The sequence below is a fragment of the Frigoribacterium sp. Leaf415 genome (assembly GCF_001424645.1).
Lineage (GTDB): Bacteria > Actinomycetota > Actinomycetes > Actinomycetales > Microbacteriaceae > Frigoribacterium.
Window position 1 is genome coordinate 511,836 of the sequence record NZ_LMQR01000001.1, and the last position, 16,463, is coordinate 528,298.

The following is a 16,463-nucleotide window of genomic DNA, read 5'->3' on the forward strand; positions in this document are numbered from 1 at the left end:
GTCCCTTGAGAGGAAAACCATGATCGTCCTTCACTGCTACGACACCCTTCCCGAGGTCGGACGCGGCTACGTGTGCGTCGTCGCGCCGCGCATGCTGCGCCACGTGACGACCGAGCCCACCGTCGTCGCCCTCCGCGCCGTCGGCATGGCTCCGCGCAACATCAACGCCGCCGGCTTCTACGACATCCTCGCCTCGTTGTCGATCCCACGGTCCGAGTTGAAGACCGGGGCCGACTACTCGCGACGCTGATCCGAGGTCGCGCGCCGTCGGTTGGTACACTTCCGGCGTGCAGATCCGCGAACTGAAGATCCCAGACAGCTACGAGATCACGCCGAAGCAGTTCGGCGACGACCGTGGCGTGTTCCTCGAGTGGTACCGATTCGACGCCCTCGCCGACGTGGTCGGCCACTCCGTCGATCTGCGACAGGCGAACACGTCGGTGTCGAAGAAGGGTGTCGTTCGGGGCATCCACTTCGCCGACGTCCCGCGGGGCCAGGCGAAGTACGTCACCGTCACCCACGGCGCCGTCCTCGACTACGTCATCGACATCCGTGTCGGGTCCGAGACCTTCGGCCAGTGGGACACGGTCCTGCTCGACGACGTCGACCGCCGTGCCATCTACATCGCCGAGGGGCTCGGTCACGCTTTCGTCGCCCTGACCGACGACGCGACGGTCAGCTACCTGGTCACCGACACGTTCCGTGCCGAGCGCGAACACGGCATCAACCCGCTCGACCCCGAGATCGGCCTCGTCTTCCCCGAAGCGGCTGGCGAACCTCTGCTCTCCCCGAAGGACACCGCCGCTCCGTCGCTCTCCGGGGCGGTGTCGGCGGGCCTCCTTCCGACCTGGTCCGACATGCGGGCCTTCTACGCGTCGCTCGACGTGCAGGAGGGCAACTGACATGAAGGGCATCATCCTCGCAGGCGGGTCTGGCACGCGTCTCTGGCCGATCACCAAGGGCATCTCGAAGCAGCTCATGCCCATCTACGACAAACCGATGGTCTACTACCCCCTGTCGACGCTCATGATGGCGGGCATCCGCGAGGTCCTGGTCATCACCACCCCCGAGTACAACGAGCAGTTCCGCGCACTGCTCGGCGACGGGTCACAATTCGGGATGGACATCCAGTACGCCGTGCAGCCCTCACCCGACGGGCTGGCCCAGGCCTTCATCATCGGTGAGGAGTTCATCGGTTCTGACAGCGTTGCACTCGTCCTGGGCGACAACATCTTCCACGGGGTCGGTCTCGGCTCGAACCTCAAGAAGAACGCCGATGTCGAGGGGGCGACGATCTTCGCGTACCACGTCGCCGACCCCAAAGCCTACGGAGTCGTCGAGTTCGACGAGGCCTTCCGTGCCATCTCGATCGAGGAGAAGCCGGCGGCGCCGAAGAGCAACTACGCCGTGCCGGGCCTCTACTTCTACGACAACGAGATCATCGAGATCGCCAAGACGATCGAACCGAGCGCGCGAGGCGAGCTCGAGATCTCGACGGTGAACGAACGGTACCTCGACGCGGGTCGTCTCCAGGTCCAGGTCCTCGACCGCGGCACGGCCTGGCTCGACACGGGGACGTTCGAATCGATGATGCAGGCGTCCGAGTACGTGCGCGTCATCGAAGACCGCCAAGGGCACAAGATCGGCTGCATCGAGGAGATCGCCTGGCGGAACGGGTGGATCGACGACGAGCAGCTGGCCGCCCTTGCGGCCCCCCTGGCCAAGAGCGGCTACGGCGTCTACCTGCAACGTCTTCTGTCGGTCTGACCCCACCACTCGACGAAGGCTCGTTCGCCCCTGGGGCGGGCGGGCCTTCGTGGGTTCCGAGGACGCACAGGTGGTTCGTCGGTCAGGACCCGGCGCGGTGGAACCGACCGCGGCGACGTCCGCGGGACGACGAGCGCAGGGGGCGACCGGTCGGGACGGTCCCGTCCGTCAGGTGCCGGTGGAACTCGTCCTTGCGTTCGTGCAGGCCGTGGTATTGATTCTTGTGCTCGAGCACGAACCCTATCTCGGTGTCGGCCTTGACGATCGTCCAGCCGAGCGAACGGGCGTAATGGGACATCCACTGATCCTCGAGGAAGGCATAACGCTCGGGGAGCGACAGGAAGAACCGGTCGTCGTCGACCAACGAGGAATCGAGCACGGTTCCACCGGTCCCGCCGTGGTCCGCACGATCACCCGGATCGATCTGGACCCGGTCCCAGTACGACGGACCGAAGTCGAAGGCCCACCAGGCGACGATGCTGCGAGGCTGGTAGTCGGCCAACAGGTCGACCACGAACGACGGCGTGACGTCCTGGTCGTCGTCGAGCATCAGGACAGGGCCCTCGTAGCCGGCGTTGCGGAGCAAGCGGACCGCCACGAAGCGGGCGAGGCCACCGATGTTCGCGGCACTGTGCACCAGGTCGATGCTGGCCAGGGCCCCCCGGGGTTCGTGGTCTTGCAACCAGGCGTAGGAGTCGCGTTCGTCGACCGCGTTGTTCCAGAGCAGTAGCCGCACGGGTCGTGTCGGATCGAGTGACTCGAGCATCGTGATGATGTCGTCGATGCGTTCTGGTCGATTCCAGAGACACACCACCAGCGGGACGGAGTCCCGTGAGGCGGAGGCCCAACGGCCGGTGGTCGACAGGACCACGCCGCTCTCGAGCAGCGTCAGGAGGCGCTGATGCCAGCCGCCGGGAGCGAGGGCACGGAGCGCGCGGCGCCGGGCGAGGAACACGTCGAGGCGTTCACCCTGGCCCAGGGTCTCGAGCGCGCGCCGGGCCAGCCGCCTCGACTCGTGACGAAGGCGGGCCCGAACCTGCGGAACGGAGGGGCGCCTCATCGGGTGACCCACCAGCTACGGACTCGTAGTCCGACCTTCAGCGCCGCTCGAAGCGGCCCGAGGAGCGGCCCACGGTAGCGACGGGACAGGTACCGGTAGGCGCTGTCGTGGTGAACCCGTTCCATCGTCTTGGCACTGCCGGAGGTCGAATGGGCTCCGCTGTGCATCACCACGGCAGTCGGGACGAAGACGTTGTCCCACCCGGCACGTCCGAGCCGCGCCCCCAGATCGACGTCCTCGAAGTACATGAAGTAGCCCTCGTCGAAGCCCCCGATCTCGTCGAAGGCGGATCGTCGGACGAGCACGCAGGCTCCGGACAGCCACCCGGCCGTGCGTTCGACCGCGGTCTCTCGGGCGGCCCAGTAGGACTGGCTCCAGGGGTTGCCCGGCCAGAGCCGGGAGAAGGCCGCATGACCGATGCCGGTCCGCAACGACGGAAGACGCCGAGCCGACGGATAGACGACGCCCGTCTCGTCGACGATCTTGGGTCCGAGTGAGCCCGCTCGGGGTAGCCGTTCTGCGGCCTCGACGAGACGGTCGATGGCCCCGTCGCCGAGGACGACGTCAGGGTTGGTGACCAGGACGAACTCGACCGGGTCCGTGACGGTCGAGAGACCGTGCCGCACACCGCCCCCGTAACCCAGGTTCCGGCCCGAGACGACGAACGAGGCGCCGTTCTCTTGCGAGATGGACCGGACGAGGTCGACATCGCTCGAGCCGTTGTCGCTCACCACGGTCACGACCGGGTCTGAGCTGGCCCGGGGGATGCTCGCCAGAAGAGGACGGAGCGTCTCGCCTGTGTTGTAGGTGACGGTCACCACGGCCACCCGGGGCGTCATGAGGCCGCCTCGTCATACGCCGGGAGGCTGGCCTCGGCGGTCGCCAGCCAGGTGAAACGGCCGGCCCGGGGAACGGCACGACCGCGGAGGGAGGCGCGACGGTCCGCATCGGCCAGGAGGGTCCGAAGGGCCTCGACCAGGGAGTCCTCGTCGGGCTCCGTGTAAGCGGCCGCGTCGCCCGCGACCTCGGGTAGCGAGAGCCTGTCCGTGGTCAGGACGCAGGCACCGCAGGCCAGGGCCTCGAGCACGGGGAGGCCGAAGCCCTCGCCGAGGCTGGGGTAGACGACGACCTCCGCGCCGCCGAGGAGACTGCGGAGCTCGTCGACCGGCAGGTACCCGAGTTCACGCACCGCGCCTCCTGGAGGTTGGTCGTCGAGGGCGGTGAGAGCATCGGTGTCCCAGCCGCGTGCACCGGAGACCAGCAAGAACGGGACGTCGGCGGATTCGCCGCGGAGGCGCTCGTGCGCCCGCACGAGGGCTCCGACGTTCTTGCGGGGCTCGATCGTGCCGAGGAACGCGATCCAGCGGTGGTCTGGCTCGAGACCCAGGGAAGCCCGGAACGAGGCGGTCTCTGCGTCAGTGGGGGGATGGAAGACCGTGAAGTCGACCCCCAAGGGAGTCGTCGTCACGGTCGAGCGGCACCGGCTGACGTGACGCAGGAATTCGTGGGCACTCGCGTCGCTCGGAACCACGCACGGTCGCCCCGAACGCAGCGCGGCCCTCGTCCACGCGGTGAAGAAGAGCCTCTTGATCGTCGAGTGCCACTGGGGATCGCTGAAGAACGTGGCGTCGTGCAACGTGACCACGGAGCCTTGTCTGCGCAGGACCGGAAAGGTGTAGTGCGTCGAGTGGACGACGTCGACGCCGAGACGCCGGGCGAGCAGGGGCAGTCCGGTCTGTTCCCAGAGGAACCGCAGGGGCGTGCGGGTGGTCCACCCGGGTGCGGCGACGACCCGTGCGCCGGCCGCGACCTCACGCATGTGCGCGACGTGTTCGGGACGCACCACGATCGTCAGGTCGACGTCGAGGTCGGCCAGCGCGCCCGAAAGGCCCTCGACGTAGCGGCCGACGCCTCCCAGAGCGGACGGCATGGCCGTGCCGTCGACGAGAACGGAGATGTGTGGCACACGCCGCCCTTCCCTGATCGACTCGATGGACCGTCGACAAGCATAGTCTCGTGGTCCCGCTCGACATGCAGTCGGCAGGGCTCAGGGCGTACGCCGGAGACCTGTCCGGGTGTCGATCTCACGACGGCCGTGCGTCGCCTGTCGGGTGAACCGACGACGTCGTCGGAGGTCGGACGGCAGGTCGCGGAGGGCCGCGAAGTACCCGGACCGGACGGCGGCCGCGGACGTGTCACGCGGCGATCGAACGACCCGCACCAGCGTTCGGAGCACCGCGCGCACCACGGTGGGGGCCGAGGCGTGCCAGACGGCGACCTTGATCCGGTTTCGGGTGTTGTGGAAGAGGAAGACCCAGGACGACGTCCCCGAGGAGGCCGAGTGGCGGTGGACCAGCACGGCCTCGGGGACGTGCTCGACGACGAAGCCGTGCTCCGCCAGGCGCCAACTCAGCTCGGTGTCCTCGTAGTACATGAAGAGCGATTCGTCGAACAAGCCGACCCGGTCGAGGGCCTGTGCTCGGAGCAGCGCGCCGCCACCCGAGAAACCGAAGACCCTCGAACCACCAGACCTCTCAGCTGGGCTGAGCCAGTCACGGTCCTGGCCGTTGCCCGACGCATCGAGGACGCCACCGGTCGAGTTGACCAGCACGGCGCCCTCATCGGCCCGCCTCCACCGCGACCCGTCGGCTGCCACGAAGTCGTCGGGAGCGGCGTCGTCGACGGGTGCCGGGACGAATCGTCCCTCGAGCTCGAGACGCGCCGTGAACGCTGCCACGTGATCGGACGCCCGGTCGGCGGCGGCCGTGAGTTCGGCCACGAAACGAGGTGCGGGTACCGCGTCGTTGTTCACCAGGATGTACCGGTCAGCCCTGCGGGCACGGATCGCTGCGTTCACCCCGGCCCCGAAACCGCCGTTGTGCCCGAGCGCCAGAAGCCGGCTTCCGAGAGCGGGCCGTAGGCGTTCGACCGAGTCGTCCTCCGAGCCGTTGTCCACGACGATCAGGTCGAAGTCGGTACCGCCGACCTGGGAGTCGAGGGCCTCGACACAGCGTGCAGTGAGCGCTGCGTTGTTCCAGTTGACGACGACGACGAGCGTCGTCGGCTCAGAGCTGGACGAGCTCGGGCTCGGCATGGACGGTGCCCACGGCCAGCGCGTAGGCGGGGACGTCGAAGGAGGCACCCTGCGGCAGGTCGTGGACGTGGACGCCTCGAGGGTCCATCAGGGACGCGTTGACGAAGTACTTGCCCTCGCCGAACGCGACGTCCTTCAGGACGAAACGCAGGCGCCGCGTGCCCAGGAGCGGTGGTAGGTCGATGCCCATGCGAGTGCTCGTCGTGCCGTAGACGACCTGGCCGGACGCGCTGTTGATCTGCAAGGCAGCGATCCACTCGTCCATGCCGGTGGCGTGCTCGAACTCCATCGTGACCTCGAGGTCGTCTCCGGGCAGCACCTTGGTGCCCTCGCCGCGACCGGCGGCCGACACCACGACACTCGTCACGTGGCCGGAGCCGACGAGGGGGTCGTGAGCGGCTTCGGCCTCGGTCTGACGCCGATCCTCCAGGAGGTCCCGGAAGAGGGCGACGGCGTCGTTCGGATCACCGTCGAACATGACGGTTCCCTTGTTCAGGAAAACGGCTCTGGTGCAGAGCTCTTGCACTTGGGCGAGCGAGTGGGTGACGATGATGATCGTTCGCCCTTCGGCCTGGAACGAACGGATCTTGTCCAGGCATTTTCGCTGGAACGCCTCGTCGCCGACGGCCAGGACCTCGTCGACCAGCAGGACGTCGGGGTCGGTGTGCACGGCCACGGCGAAGGCGAGACGGACGTACATGCCCGACGAGTAGAACTTCACCTGTGTGTCGATGAAATCGCCGATGCCCGAGAAGGTCAGGATGTCGTCGAAGCGGGCCTCGGTCTCCTGGCGCGTGAGGCCGAGCAGGGCGGCATTCAGGAAGACGTTCTCGCGACCGGTGAGGTCGGGGTGGAAGCCGGCGCCGAGCTCGAGGAGCGCGGCGAGGCGCCCGCGACGCGAGACGGTGCCGGTGGTGGGCTGGATGATGCCTCCGATGGCCTTCAACAACGTGCTCTTGCCCGAGCCGTTCTGCCCGATCAGACCGACCGTGGTACCGGCCTTGATCGTGACGTCGACGCTGTTCAGCGCCCAGAAGTCCTGGCGGTGTCGTCGGCCCATCTTGCCCAGGGTCACGAGTCGCTCCTTGAGGGAGTTGTCCTTCCGGACCGTGAACCGCTTGGAGACCCCCTCGACGACGATGACGTCCGGGGCGTCGGTGGCGGGGCGTGGCGGGGTGCTGAGGATGTCGTCCGTGGTCATGGTGCTCACAGTTCTTGGGCGAAGTTGCCCTGGAGGCGGGAGAAGACGCGTTGCGCGCCGAAGAGGAGGACCAGCCCCACGGCGAGCGCGATGAGCAGGCGGAGCATCAGGTGCTCCGGGTACACGACGCTGTCGTGGCCGGCGGTCCAGATCGCTCTTTGCAACGACAGCACCGAGAGGGTCAGGGGGTTGTCGGTGTAGAGCTGCAACAGCAACCCGTCACCGAGGACGGACTTGGCCTGCGACCAGGCGTAGACGATGGGTGAGGCCCACAAGAGGACCATGAGCCCCACGTCGATGAGGTACTGCACGTCGCGGAGGTACACGTTGAGCGCGGAGAGGACCAGTCCGAGTGCGGTGCCGTACACGACGATCACCAGCAGGGCCGGGACGAGGTAGACCAGCTCCGAGGTGAGGGGGAACTTGCCGAGGACGAGGGTGGCCGCCAGCAGGATGCCGAACTGGATGCAGAAGTTGAAGAGAGCGGCGCCCACGCTGGCGAGGGGGAACACTTCGCGTGGGATGTAGACCTTCTTGATCAGACCGCTGTTGCCGACGATCGAGCTGGTCGACCCGGCCACGATCTCACTGAACAACGTGTAGGCCGTCAGCCCTGTGAAGACGTAGATCGCGAAGTCGGGGATGCCTCGAGCCGCCCCGAGGAACTGACCGAGTACCACGTAGTAGATGAGCAGCTGGGTCAACGGGCGGACGAGTGACCAGACGAATCCGAGAGCGCTGTCCTTGTAACGGGCCTTGAGATCACGGCGGACGAGCAGCGAGAGCATTTCGCGCTGGCCCACGATGTCGCGGAGGGACTTGCCGGTGCCGCGGAACGCCTTTGCGGGAGCCCCGATCACCACGAGTGGTTCGTGGGAGAGGGCTTCGATACGGGAATTGGAGGTCATCACGCGATCCGGTCGGCGGAAATGGACTGGGCAAGCATAACCGCCGTGCCGTTTCGCAGTGTCGGCCTCACGAGGCCGGGGCCGCACTCGTCAGATAACGATGACGAGTCGATCGCCGAACCTGACGGGAGGCTGGGTTACGGTGGATTCCAACCTCTTGATCAGACAGGTCACAACAATGCCCCACGACCAACGCCGTGGCTCCGTCCTCGCTTCCGCCGCCTTCGGTGCGGTCGTCGTCCTGGGGCTGGCCGCCTGCACAGCCACGGGAGACGACTCGGGGCCCACGGTGCGGCCCACCGCCTCGGCGAGTGTGTCCACCGGCCCGGTGACGTCGACGCCGACGCCGACGCCGAACGGCGATGAACCCGGCGCCGCACCGACCACCGGCATCGCGGGGCAGCCCTTCCCTCAGGCGACGAGCACCGAGCCGGCGGTCGATCCCGACCCCGCGGACTATCCGGCCTCGCCCTTGGTCACGTTCGCTTCGTGGAACGCCGCCGAGTCGCGGCTCGAAGTCGGCGGCGTGGTCAGCGGGCAGCTCGATCCCGACGGCACCTGTCGACTCGTGGTGACGCGAGGCTCGGTGACCGTCCAGCGAACGAGCACCCCGCAGGCCTCCGCGTCGAGTGTCGACTGCGGGCAATTCTCCGTCCCCCGCTCAGAACTGTCGTCGGGTTCGTGGAGCGTGACCATTCGCTACGTGGTGGGCAACGAGTCCGTCGCTTCAGATCCCCAGCAAATCGAGGTGCCCTGATGATGAAGAAGTGGCTGGCCCCCCTGGTGGCCTTCGCGTTGGCGGCCTCCGCCCTGACGGCGTTCTCCGTGGCAGCAGCCCCTGATCGGGCCGAAGCCGCGTCGGGCGCCGACTTCGACGCCGGCAACATCATCAGCGACAAGAACTTCTACGACGCCCAATCGATGTCGCTCGACAGCATCCAGTCGTTCCTGAACCAACAGGTCCCCACCTGTCGCGCGACCTCGGGTCCCACCTGTCTGAGGAACTACTCCATGGACACCACGACGCGCCAGGACAGCGGCCAGCGTTGCGGCACCTACCCCGGAGGCGCGGGGCAATCGGCCGCCCGCATCATCTACAACGTCTCGCAGGTCTGCGGCATCAGCCCCAAGGTCCTGCTCGTCCTGCTCGAGAAAGAGCAGGGAATCGTCACGTCCTCCGCGCCCACGGCGTACATGTACCGCTCGGCGACCGGGTTCGGGTGCCCCGACACGGCCGCCTGCGACGCCCAGTACTACGGGTTCTTCAACCAGGTCTACGGCGCCGCGCTGCAGTTCAAGCGTTACGCGGCGACGCCCACGTCGTGGAGCTACCAGGCGGGCCGTACGAACAACATCTTCTACCACCCCAACGCCTCCTGCGGCACGAAGCCCGTGTACATCCAGAACCAGGCCACGGCCTCGCTGTACATCTACACGCCGTACACGCCGAACGCGGCTGCCCTCAACAACATGTACGGCACCGGTGACTCCTGCTCGGCGTACGGCAACCGCAACTTCTTCCGCCTCTACACCGACTGGTTCGGGTCCACGACCGGCGGGACGAACCCGTTCGGCTACGTCGACGCGGCCACCGCAGGGTTCCGACAGGTCGCCATCAGCGGCTGGGCGGTCGATCCCGACACCACCGGGGCCATCCGCGTCGACTTCTACATCGACGGTCAGGGGGTGACCAGCGCTACGGCCGACATCGACTATCCGCATCTGGCGCCGACCCTCGGCGCGTCGAACACGCGCCACGGGTTCTCCAAGATCATCACCGGCGTCGCTCCCGGGGCCCACAGCATCTGTGCGATCGCCATCAACGTCATGGCCGGGGGCAACACCTTGCTCGAGTGCCGCTCGTTCACCGTGGCTTCCGGGTCCCCGTTCGGCTACATCGACCAGGTCTCCGCCTCGCCCGCGACCATCGCCGTGCGTGGGTGGGCCATCGACCCCGACGTCGTCGACCCCGTCACGGTCCGTCTGAGCGTCGACGGCCGTGAGGTCGCTACCGCTCGGGCCGATGTCGACAAGCCGAGCCTTCCCGCGGTCTACCCGGGGTGGGGCAGCAGACACGCCTTCACCCTCACGGCCACGGGCGTCGCTCCGGGTGCGCACAGCGTCTGCACCACCATCACGAACGTCGGCTCGGGTCAGGACACCCGCCTCGGCTGTTCGACCGTCCAGATACCGTCGGGCTCACCGCAGATCTACCTCGACCAGGCGTCATCGACTTCGCCGGGGGTCGTCACATTGCGGGGCTGGGCCCTCGACCCCGACACCGTCGATCCGGTCCGCGTTCACGTCTACCTCGACGGAGTCCTCACGACGAAGCTGACGGCCGACGTCGAGAAGGCTTCGCTCGCGACGGCGTTCCCCGGCTACGGTGCTCGGCACGCCTTCACCGCGAGCCTCACGGGTGTCGCCAGCGGTACTCGCCAAGTCTGCGTCTACGCCATCAACCAGGGCCCCGGTGAGAACGCGGGTGGCTGCGTGAACGTGGTCGGACCGCAGGGTCCGCCCGCGTTGTACCTGGACGAGGTTCGGGCCACCGATCTCGGCCAGGTGCTCGTCCGGGGCTGGTCCGTCGATCCCGACACGGTCGATCCCGTCCGCGTCCACGTCTACGTCGACGGAGTGCTCAACACGAAGTTCTCGGCCGACGTCTCCAAGGAATCCCTCGCGACCGCCTTCCCCGGATACGGAGCGGGTCATGCTTTCTCGACCACTCTCGCGGGCGTCGGTCCGGGCACCCACCAGATCTGCTTCTACGCGATCAACGTGGGCGTCGGCGCCAACACGGTCGCGTGCTCGTCCGTTCGGGCCGTGAGCGGTGCCCCGGCCATCCTCCTCGACGAGGCATCGTCTCCTGCGGTGGGAACGGCGCGCCTCCGAGGGTGGACGATCGACCCCGACTCCGTCGAGGCCTTGCGTGTGCACGTCTACGTCGACGGCATCCTGACGACGAAGGTCACGGCCGACGTGGCGAAGCCTTCACTCGCCACGACTTACCCTCCGTACGGCGCCAACCACCAGTTCGACGTGTCGGTTCCCGGGCTGCGCGCGGGCACCCACGAGTTGTGCGCCTTCGCCATCAACGTCGGCCCGGGCGAGAATCGGGCTGCCTGCGCGACCGTCACCGTCAGATGACGGGACGGGGCTGGTGCGAAAGGCTCAGCGGCCGCGTGCCCGGGAGGCGACGGAGCGGTATCGCTCGAGCAGCGTGTAGGCCCGGCTGCCCTTGAGTTCGCGCAGTTCCTCGAGGGGGCCGACCGTCTCGGCCAGCCTGCCCTGCAGGGCGCCGATCGTGTCGGCCAAGGCCTCGGCCTCTCGTTCGAGGCGTCGCACCGTGATCAGGTGCCCGTCGCGTTCGCGCGAGGCGTGTCGGAGCTCCTCTTGCTTCACCGTGATCCAGCGGAGCATCTCGGAACGCGAGGATCGGCCACGGGCACCGGCGATGGCCTCGTCGAGGAGAGGAGCGACGGATCGGGCGCGTGCGGCATAGGAGTGACGGTCGCGGACCAGACGTGTCCACTCGGCGACTTCGTGCCCCTGCTCTGGCGACGGGTCGATGAACCGTTCGACGATCTGCCGGAGGGAATCCGCGTCGTCGAACACAGGGAGGTGTGCGAGCCCGAGTTCGGCGAGGCCGGCACTCGTGTTGGTCGTCACGGGCGTTCCGGTCGACAGTGCCTCGAAGATGCGGCTGTTCTGGCTGCCGAACTCGGCAGCAGGATCGATCACGTCGTCGACGACCAGCTGGCTGCGGCCGTACACCCCCGGCAGGTCGAAGAAGTCCACACGGTCTCTGTGGTCGATGCGCGGAGATCGTTCGAGATGCGCGCCGTTCGCTCCGAACCACACGACGGGGTGTGTGTCGCTCAGATCGTCGAGCACGGCACGGAGGCGCCGCTCGACGCCCCAGAAGTTGGCGGTGGTCACGATCGGCAAGTCGCGTTCGACTCCCGGATCGACGAAGAGTGCGTCGTCGACTCCGATCGGTACGACCGGGACGGGGCGCCCGAAACGTGCCTCGAGGTGTTCTGACGCGAGACCGGAAGAGGCCCACACTCCGTCGAACTCGGTGAGATAGGGGAGTCTCGCCCAGGACGCGGTCCAGTTCCGGACCCAGGCGATGGTCGCGGTCGACGGCGGGAGCAGCCCGGGGACGAACGACTCGATCATCACGACGGCCACGTCCGTCGCGACGGGCGGTTCTTCGTGCCACCGCTCGGCAGGCCAGAAGCTGACTCCCCACCCCTCGGCCGAGAGGGCGGACGCGAGGCCGGCGGCCACGTAGAGGTCTCCCTTGCCTTCTGAGAGATCGGCCGTCGAGACACAGAACATGATCGTCCCGCGAGGCCCGACGGCACGCTCTCCCGAGGTGAGTGAACGGTAGTGCGCGGAGATGTCCGGCGTCGGGGTCGGCTGCTCTGTCGTGACGGTCATGCTCTCGGGTGGGGTAGGGGGCATCGAGGCGATCGCTTCGATGACGACGGTGGTCACTCTACCTGTGGCGAGTTCCGCGCAGGCTCGCCGGGCCGCGCCGGGCGAGGCCGTCTCTCCCGGGGAATGTAGGATCGACCTGCCGTGGCGCTGTCTGCGCCCTCGTCGCCCACGCGCCGGGCGATGTCGCGCCGACGAAGGGAATCCATGAAAGACCGCAAACCGGGGGTCGTCTCCGTCGTCCTCGTCAACTACAAGGGCACCGACGACACGCTCACGAGCATCGAGGGTCTCGCCGCCCAGGACTGGCCGGCCGACAAGCTCGAGATCATCGTGGTCGACAACGACTCCGGGGCGGATCACGTCGCACGCCTCAAGGCGTCGTCCCTCGACTTCACGCTCGTCGAGTCCGGCGGCAACCTGGGCTTCACCGGCGGCTGCAACCTCGGAGTCGAACGTTCTTCGGGCGAGATCGTCGCGTTCCTCAACAACGACGCCCGGCCTGACGTCTCGTGGATCCGCGCGGCGATGGACACCTTCGCCGCCGGCGCCGACATCGGAGCCGTCGCCAGCAAGGTGCTGGACTGGGAGGGCGTCAACGTCGACTTCACCGAAGCGGCCATGACGTGGTACGGCATGGGCTACAAACCCCATGCCGGTGGCCCCGACACGGGTGCCTGGGAGGTCGAGAAAGACGTCCTCTTCGGCACGGGTGCCGCCATGTTCATCCGCGCGGACCTCTTCGACCAGCTGGGCGGGTTCGACGACCGCTACTTCATGTTCTACGACGACGTCGATCTCGGATGGCGTCTCAACCTGCTCGGGTGGCGGTTCCGCTACCAACCGCGGTCGGTCGCGTTCCACAAACACCACGCGTCGATGAACAAGTTCGGTGACTTCCGCGAGACCTACCTGCTCGAACGGAACGCCCTGTTCACGCTGTACAAGAACCTCGGGCAAGAGCAGCTCGACAAGGCCCTGCCCGGCGCGCTGGCTCTCGTGGTCCGGCGTGCCGTCGGTCGCAGTGAACTCGATTCCACCGAGCTCGACCTGCGCAACCCGGGCGACGATTCCGTCGAGACCCGACCGGTGCCCAAGAAAGGCATGGCGGGCATCTACGGGATCGACCAGTTCGTCGAGATGCTGCCGTCGCTCACCGAATCGAGACGGGAGATCCAGGCGTCGCGGGTCAGGGACGATCGGCAGTTGCTCGACCTGTTCGGCAACCGCGACGAGCCGGCCTACCCGATCGAGAGCTATCTGGCCGGATACGACAAGATCGTCGCGTCCCTCGACGTGCTCGAGGTCGTCAAGCGCCGACGGGTGTTGATCGTCACAGGTGACTCCATCGGAGCGAAGATGGCGGGTCCTGCCATCCGGGCCACCAACATGGCGCGCGAGCTCGCACTCGAACACGACGTCCGCGTGGTCAGCATGACTCGTTCGACGTCGATCGACGACAGCTTCGAGGTCGTGACGGTTCCCCACCGTCACCCCAGGCAGATGGTCGAGCACGAGGCCTGGGCCGACGTGATCATCGTCCAGGGGCACGCCCTGCGGCTGTTCCCCGTGCTCGAGTCGACCCGGAAGGTGCTGGTCGTCGACGTCTACGATCCGCTCCACCTCGAACAGCTCGAGCAGGGTCGGAGCACCGACGTCGAGGCGTGGGACCGTCAGATCCTCGACGCCGCCGACACCCTGAACCACCAACTCGAGCTCGGCGACTACTTCATCTGCGCCTCCGAGCGTCAGCGCCTCTTCTGGCTCGGTCAGCTCGCGGGATCGGGCCGGGTCAACGCCCGCACCTACTCGCGCGACCCCGAGTTGCGCAGCCTCATCGGTGTCGTGCCGTTCGGGCTGTCGTCGACCCCTCCGCGCCACGACCGCGCCGTGGTCAAGGGGGTCCTTCCCGGGATCGGTGTCGACGACAAGCTCGTCGTCTGGGGCGGGGGCATCTACGACTGGTTCGACCCGATCACGCTGGTGCGGGCCATCGGTGAGCTGGCCGGGCGCCGTCCCGAGGTCAAGCTCTTCTTCATGGGCGTGCAGCACCCGAACCCCGACGTACCCGAGATGGACATCGTCGCGAAGGTCCGTGCCGTGGCCGACGAGCTCGGACTCACCGGGGTCCACGTGTTCTTCAACGAGTCCTGGATTCCCTACGACGATCGGGGGGCCTACCTGCGCGAGGCGGACGCAGGCGTCTCGACGCACTACGAGCATCTCGAGACCACGTTCTCGTTCCGCACCCGCATCCTCGACTACCTCTGGGCCGAGCTGCCGATCGTGACGACCGACGGCGACTCGTTCGCCGAGCTCGTCGCCAAGGAAGACCTCGGCATGGTCGTCAGCGAACGCGACGTCGACGGACTGGCGAACGCCCTCGAGTCGGTCCTCTTCGACGACTCGGCCCGACGCCGCCACGTGGCGAACGTCAAGCGTGTACGCGAGGGGTTCACCTGGGAGAACGTCCTCGCGCCCCTGGTCGAGTTCGTCCGCGAGCCCGTGCGCGCGGCCGACAAGAAGGGCGGCTCCGGCGAACCCGACCACACCGCCCTGACCCATGCGAAGGTGCAGGTCCGCAACCGACGCAAGCAGTACGGCCTCCGTCACGATCTGGGACGGGTCTACCACTACTACCGAGTGGAGGGCGTCGGGGGAGTCGTGTCGAAGGTGCGCACCCGGTGGGAGAACCGCTGACGACGTCCGCCCGGTCGAGCGCACTGGCCTCGTCGGCGGTCTTGTCGACGGCGGGCATCGTCGTCCAGGGCGTCTCGCGCCTGGCGTACACCGTCGTGCTCGGCCGGGTGTTCGGCACTGAGGCTCTCGGGCACGCGAGTGCCCTGCTCTCGCTCTCGATCTTCGCCGCCCTCCTGTGGCCGACGGCAGCCGGTACCGCGGCCTCGCGGTTCTTCGCCGTCGCGGCCCACGAGAAGGCCGGGACCAGGCCGCTCGCCCGGTTGTTGGATCGCTCGATGGCTGCCTCGACGGCAGCCCTGGCTCTGGCGGCCGTCCCGATGGCGCTCGTGCTCGGCAACGGGTTGGGGGTCGCCCTGTCGGCGGCCTGGCTCGTGGCCGGGTACGGCGTCTACGCGTACACCCGAGGGGTCCAACTCGGTCGTCACCGTGCCGCTCGCGTCGCGCTCTGGGACGGTCTCACGGCGGCGCTCAGCTTGGGGTTGGTGGCGGTCGTCGCCGTGGTCGGAGACCCGGCGTGGGCTCTCGTGCCCCTCTCGGTCGCGTACACGGTCTTCGCCGTCGTGAACTGGCCTCGGTCCGGACCCGGTCAGCCGGCGACGGGCGGTGTCGACGGCGTGCTGTCGTTCGCGGCGTGGAACGTCCTGGCCGGTCTGACCACGAACGGTCTGCTGCAACTGGCCATGCTCGCAGCCCAGTACTACGGCCCCGGCGTCCAGGCGGGGGTCTACGCCGCGGCCTTCACCCTCGCCACGCCGGCGTCGATGCTGGGTCAGGCCATCAGCCAGATCGTCATCCCGGCCTTCGCCCATCGCAGCGACGGTGCCTCCCTCCGGGACCGCCGGACGGCAGGGCTCGTGATCGGGCTGGCAGGCGTCATGGCTCTCGGGTTCGGCGTCGTCGCCGCCCTGGCCCCGATCTATCTGCCGCTGTTCTATCCGGCCGTCGGCGTCGAGGCGGTGCCCCTGCTGCAGTTCCTGATGCTCGGAGTGTTCGTCTTCACCATCGCCTTGGTGCCCGCGGCGCTCCTTCTGGCCGCCGGCCGGTCGCGCCAGGTGGCTCTCGCGTCCATCTCGGGTTTCGTCGGAGGTCTGGCGGTCATCGTCGTGTCCGGCCCGTCCCTCGGCGTCCAGGCTGGTAGTTTGGGCTTCCTCGTAGGGTCGTCGGTCAATCTCGTCGCGATGGTCGTCCTGAACCTCCGAGTCCCGGGCCGCGGCCGGGGTGGCCCCGTGGTCGAGTCTGCTCCCACGACGCCGGGGCATGCGAGCGATCCCGTTAACGACGAGTAGG

At 67.8% G+C, this 16,463-nt stretch carries 14 protein-coding genes; 7 read left to right on the forward strand and 7 right to left on the reverse strand.

Annotated elements, in window-relative coordinates; all coding sequences use genetic code 11:
- Positions 1-19: 19 nt before the first annotated feature.
- The 3 genes from ASG28_RS02425 to rfbA are packed head-to-tail and all read left to right on the forward strand — an operon-like array spanning position 20 to position 1,767.
- Entirely contained in the window at positions 20-250 is a 231-nt protein-coding gene (locus tag ASG28_RS02425) for a hypothetical protein (RefSeq protein WP_055971634.1), read from the forward strand.
- Between the two features lie 37 nt (positions 251-287).
- The gene (locus ASG28_RS02430) at positions 288-902 is read left to right on the forward strand and encodes a dTDP-4-dehydrorhamnose 3,5-epimerase family protein (protein WP_055971637.1); all 615 of its coding nucleotides are present in this window, start codon (positions 288-290) and stop codon (positions 900-902) included.
- Position 903: 1 nt separating this feature from the next.
- Complete coding sequence (gene rfbA, locus ASG28_RS02435) at positions 904-1,767, forward strand: glucose-1-phosphate thymidylyltransferase RfbA (protein WP_055971641.1); 864 nt, start codon at positions 904-906, stop codon at positions 1,765-1,767.
- An 82-nt stretch (positions 1,768-1,849) separates the two neighbouring features.
- Here the strand turns inward: rfbA and ASG28_RS02440 are convergent, their stop codons facing one another.
- The 6 genes from ASG28_RS02440 to ASG28_RS02465 form a co-directional block, all read right to left on the reverse strand.
- On the reverse strand, positions 1,850-2,827 hold the full coding sequence (locus tag ASG28_RS02440) for a hypothetical protein (RefSeq protein WP_157485617.1): 978 nt from the start codon (positions 2,825-2,827) through the stop codon (positions 1,850-1,852).
- Positions 2,824-3,666 carry a glycosyltransferase family 2 protein gene (locus ASG28_RS02445; RefSeq protein ID WP_055971647.1) on the reverse strand — a complete coding sequence of 281 codons (843 nt, stop codon included), beginning with the start codon at positions 3,664-3,666 and terminating at the stop codon, positions 2,824-2,826. Before ASG28_RS02445 ends, ASG28_RS02440 begins: the two co-directional genes overlap by 4 nt.
- A complete protein-coding gene (locus ASG28_RS02450) occupies positions 3,663-4,793 on the reverse strand; it encodes a glycosyltransferase family 4 protein (RefSeq protein ID WP_055971650.1) in 1,131 nt (376 codons plus the stop codon). The genes ASG28_RS02445 and ASG28_RS02450 overlap by 4 nt, the downstream gene beginning before the upstream one ends.
- An 81-nt stretch (positions 4,794-4,874) precedes the next feature.
- Positions 4,875-5,921: a glycosyltransferase family 2 protein gene (locus tag ASG28_RS02455; protein ID WP_055971653.1), complete on the reverse strand. Its 1,047-nt coding sequence runs from the start codon at positions 5,919-5,921 to the stop codon at positions 4,875-4,877.
- Positions 5,893-7,122 (reverse strand): ABC transporter ATP-binding protein, encoded by a 1,230-nt coding sequence (locus ASG28_RS02460; RefSeq protein ID WP_055976748.1) that lies wholly within the window; start codon positions 7,120-7,122, stop codon positions 5,893-5,895. Before ASG28_RS02460 ends, ASG28_RS02455 begins: the two co-directional genes overlap by 29 nt.
- A gap of 5 nt (positions 7,123-7,127) precedes the next feature.
- Complete coding sequence (locus tag ASG28_RS02465) at positions 7,128-8,030, reverse strand: ABC transporter permease (RefSeq protein WP_055971656.1); 903 nt, start codon at positions 8,028-8,030, stop codon at positions 7,128-7,130.
- A gap of 178 nt (positions 8,031-8,208) precedes the next feature.
- On the opposite strand from ASG28_RS02465, the gene ASG28_RS02470 reads away from it, so the two are divergent.
- Positions 8,209-8,787 carry a hypothetical protein gene (locus tag ASG28_RS02470; protein WP_055971659.1) on the forward strand — a complete coding sequence of 193 codons (579 nt, stop codon included), beginning with the start codon at positions 8,209-8,211 and terminating at the stop codon, positions 8,785-8,787.
- Complete coding sequence (locus ASG28_RS02475) at positions 8,787-11,180, forward strand: hypothetical protein (protein ID WP_157485619.1); 2,394 nt, start codon at positions 8,787-8,789, stop codon at positions 11,178-11,180. Before ASG28_RS02470 ends, ASG28_RS02475 begins: the two co-directional genes overlap by 1 nt.
- 24 nt (positions 11,181-11,204) lie before the next feature.
- Here ASG28_RS02475 and ASG28_RS02480 read toward each other — a convergent pair whose 3' ends face one another.
- Positions 11,205-12,479 carry a glycosyltransferase family protein gene (locus tag ASG28_RS02480; RefSeq protein WP_157485620.1) on the reverse strand — a complete coding sequence of 425 codons (1,275 nt, stop codon included), beginning with the start codon at positions 12,477-12,479 and terminating at the stop codon, positions 11,205-11,207.
- Positions 12,480-12,683: 204 nt separating this feature from the next.
- Between ASG28_RS02480 and ASG28_RS02485 the strand changes: the two genes are divergently transcribed.
- Positions 12,684-15,176, forward strand: a complete 2,493-nt coding sequence (locus ASG28_RS02485; protein ID WP_055971668.1) for a glycosyltransferase — start codon at positions 12,684-12,686, stop codon at positions 15,174-15,176.
- On the forward strand, positions 15,161-16,462 hold the full coding sequence (locus ASG28_RS02490) for a lipopolysaccharide biosynthesis protein (protein ID WP_055971670.1): 1,302 nt from the start codon (positions 15,161-15,163) through the stop codon (positions 16,460-16,462). The genes ASG28_RS02485 and ASG28_RS02490 overlap by 16 nt, the downstream gene beginning before the upstream one ends.
- The last annotated feature ends 1 nt before the right edge of the window (position 16,463 follow it).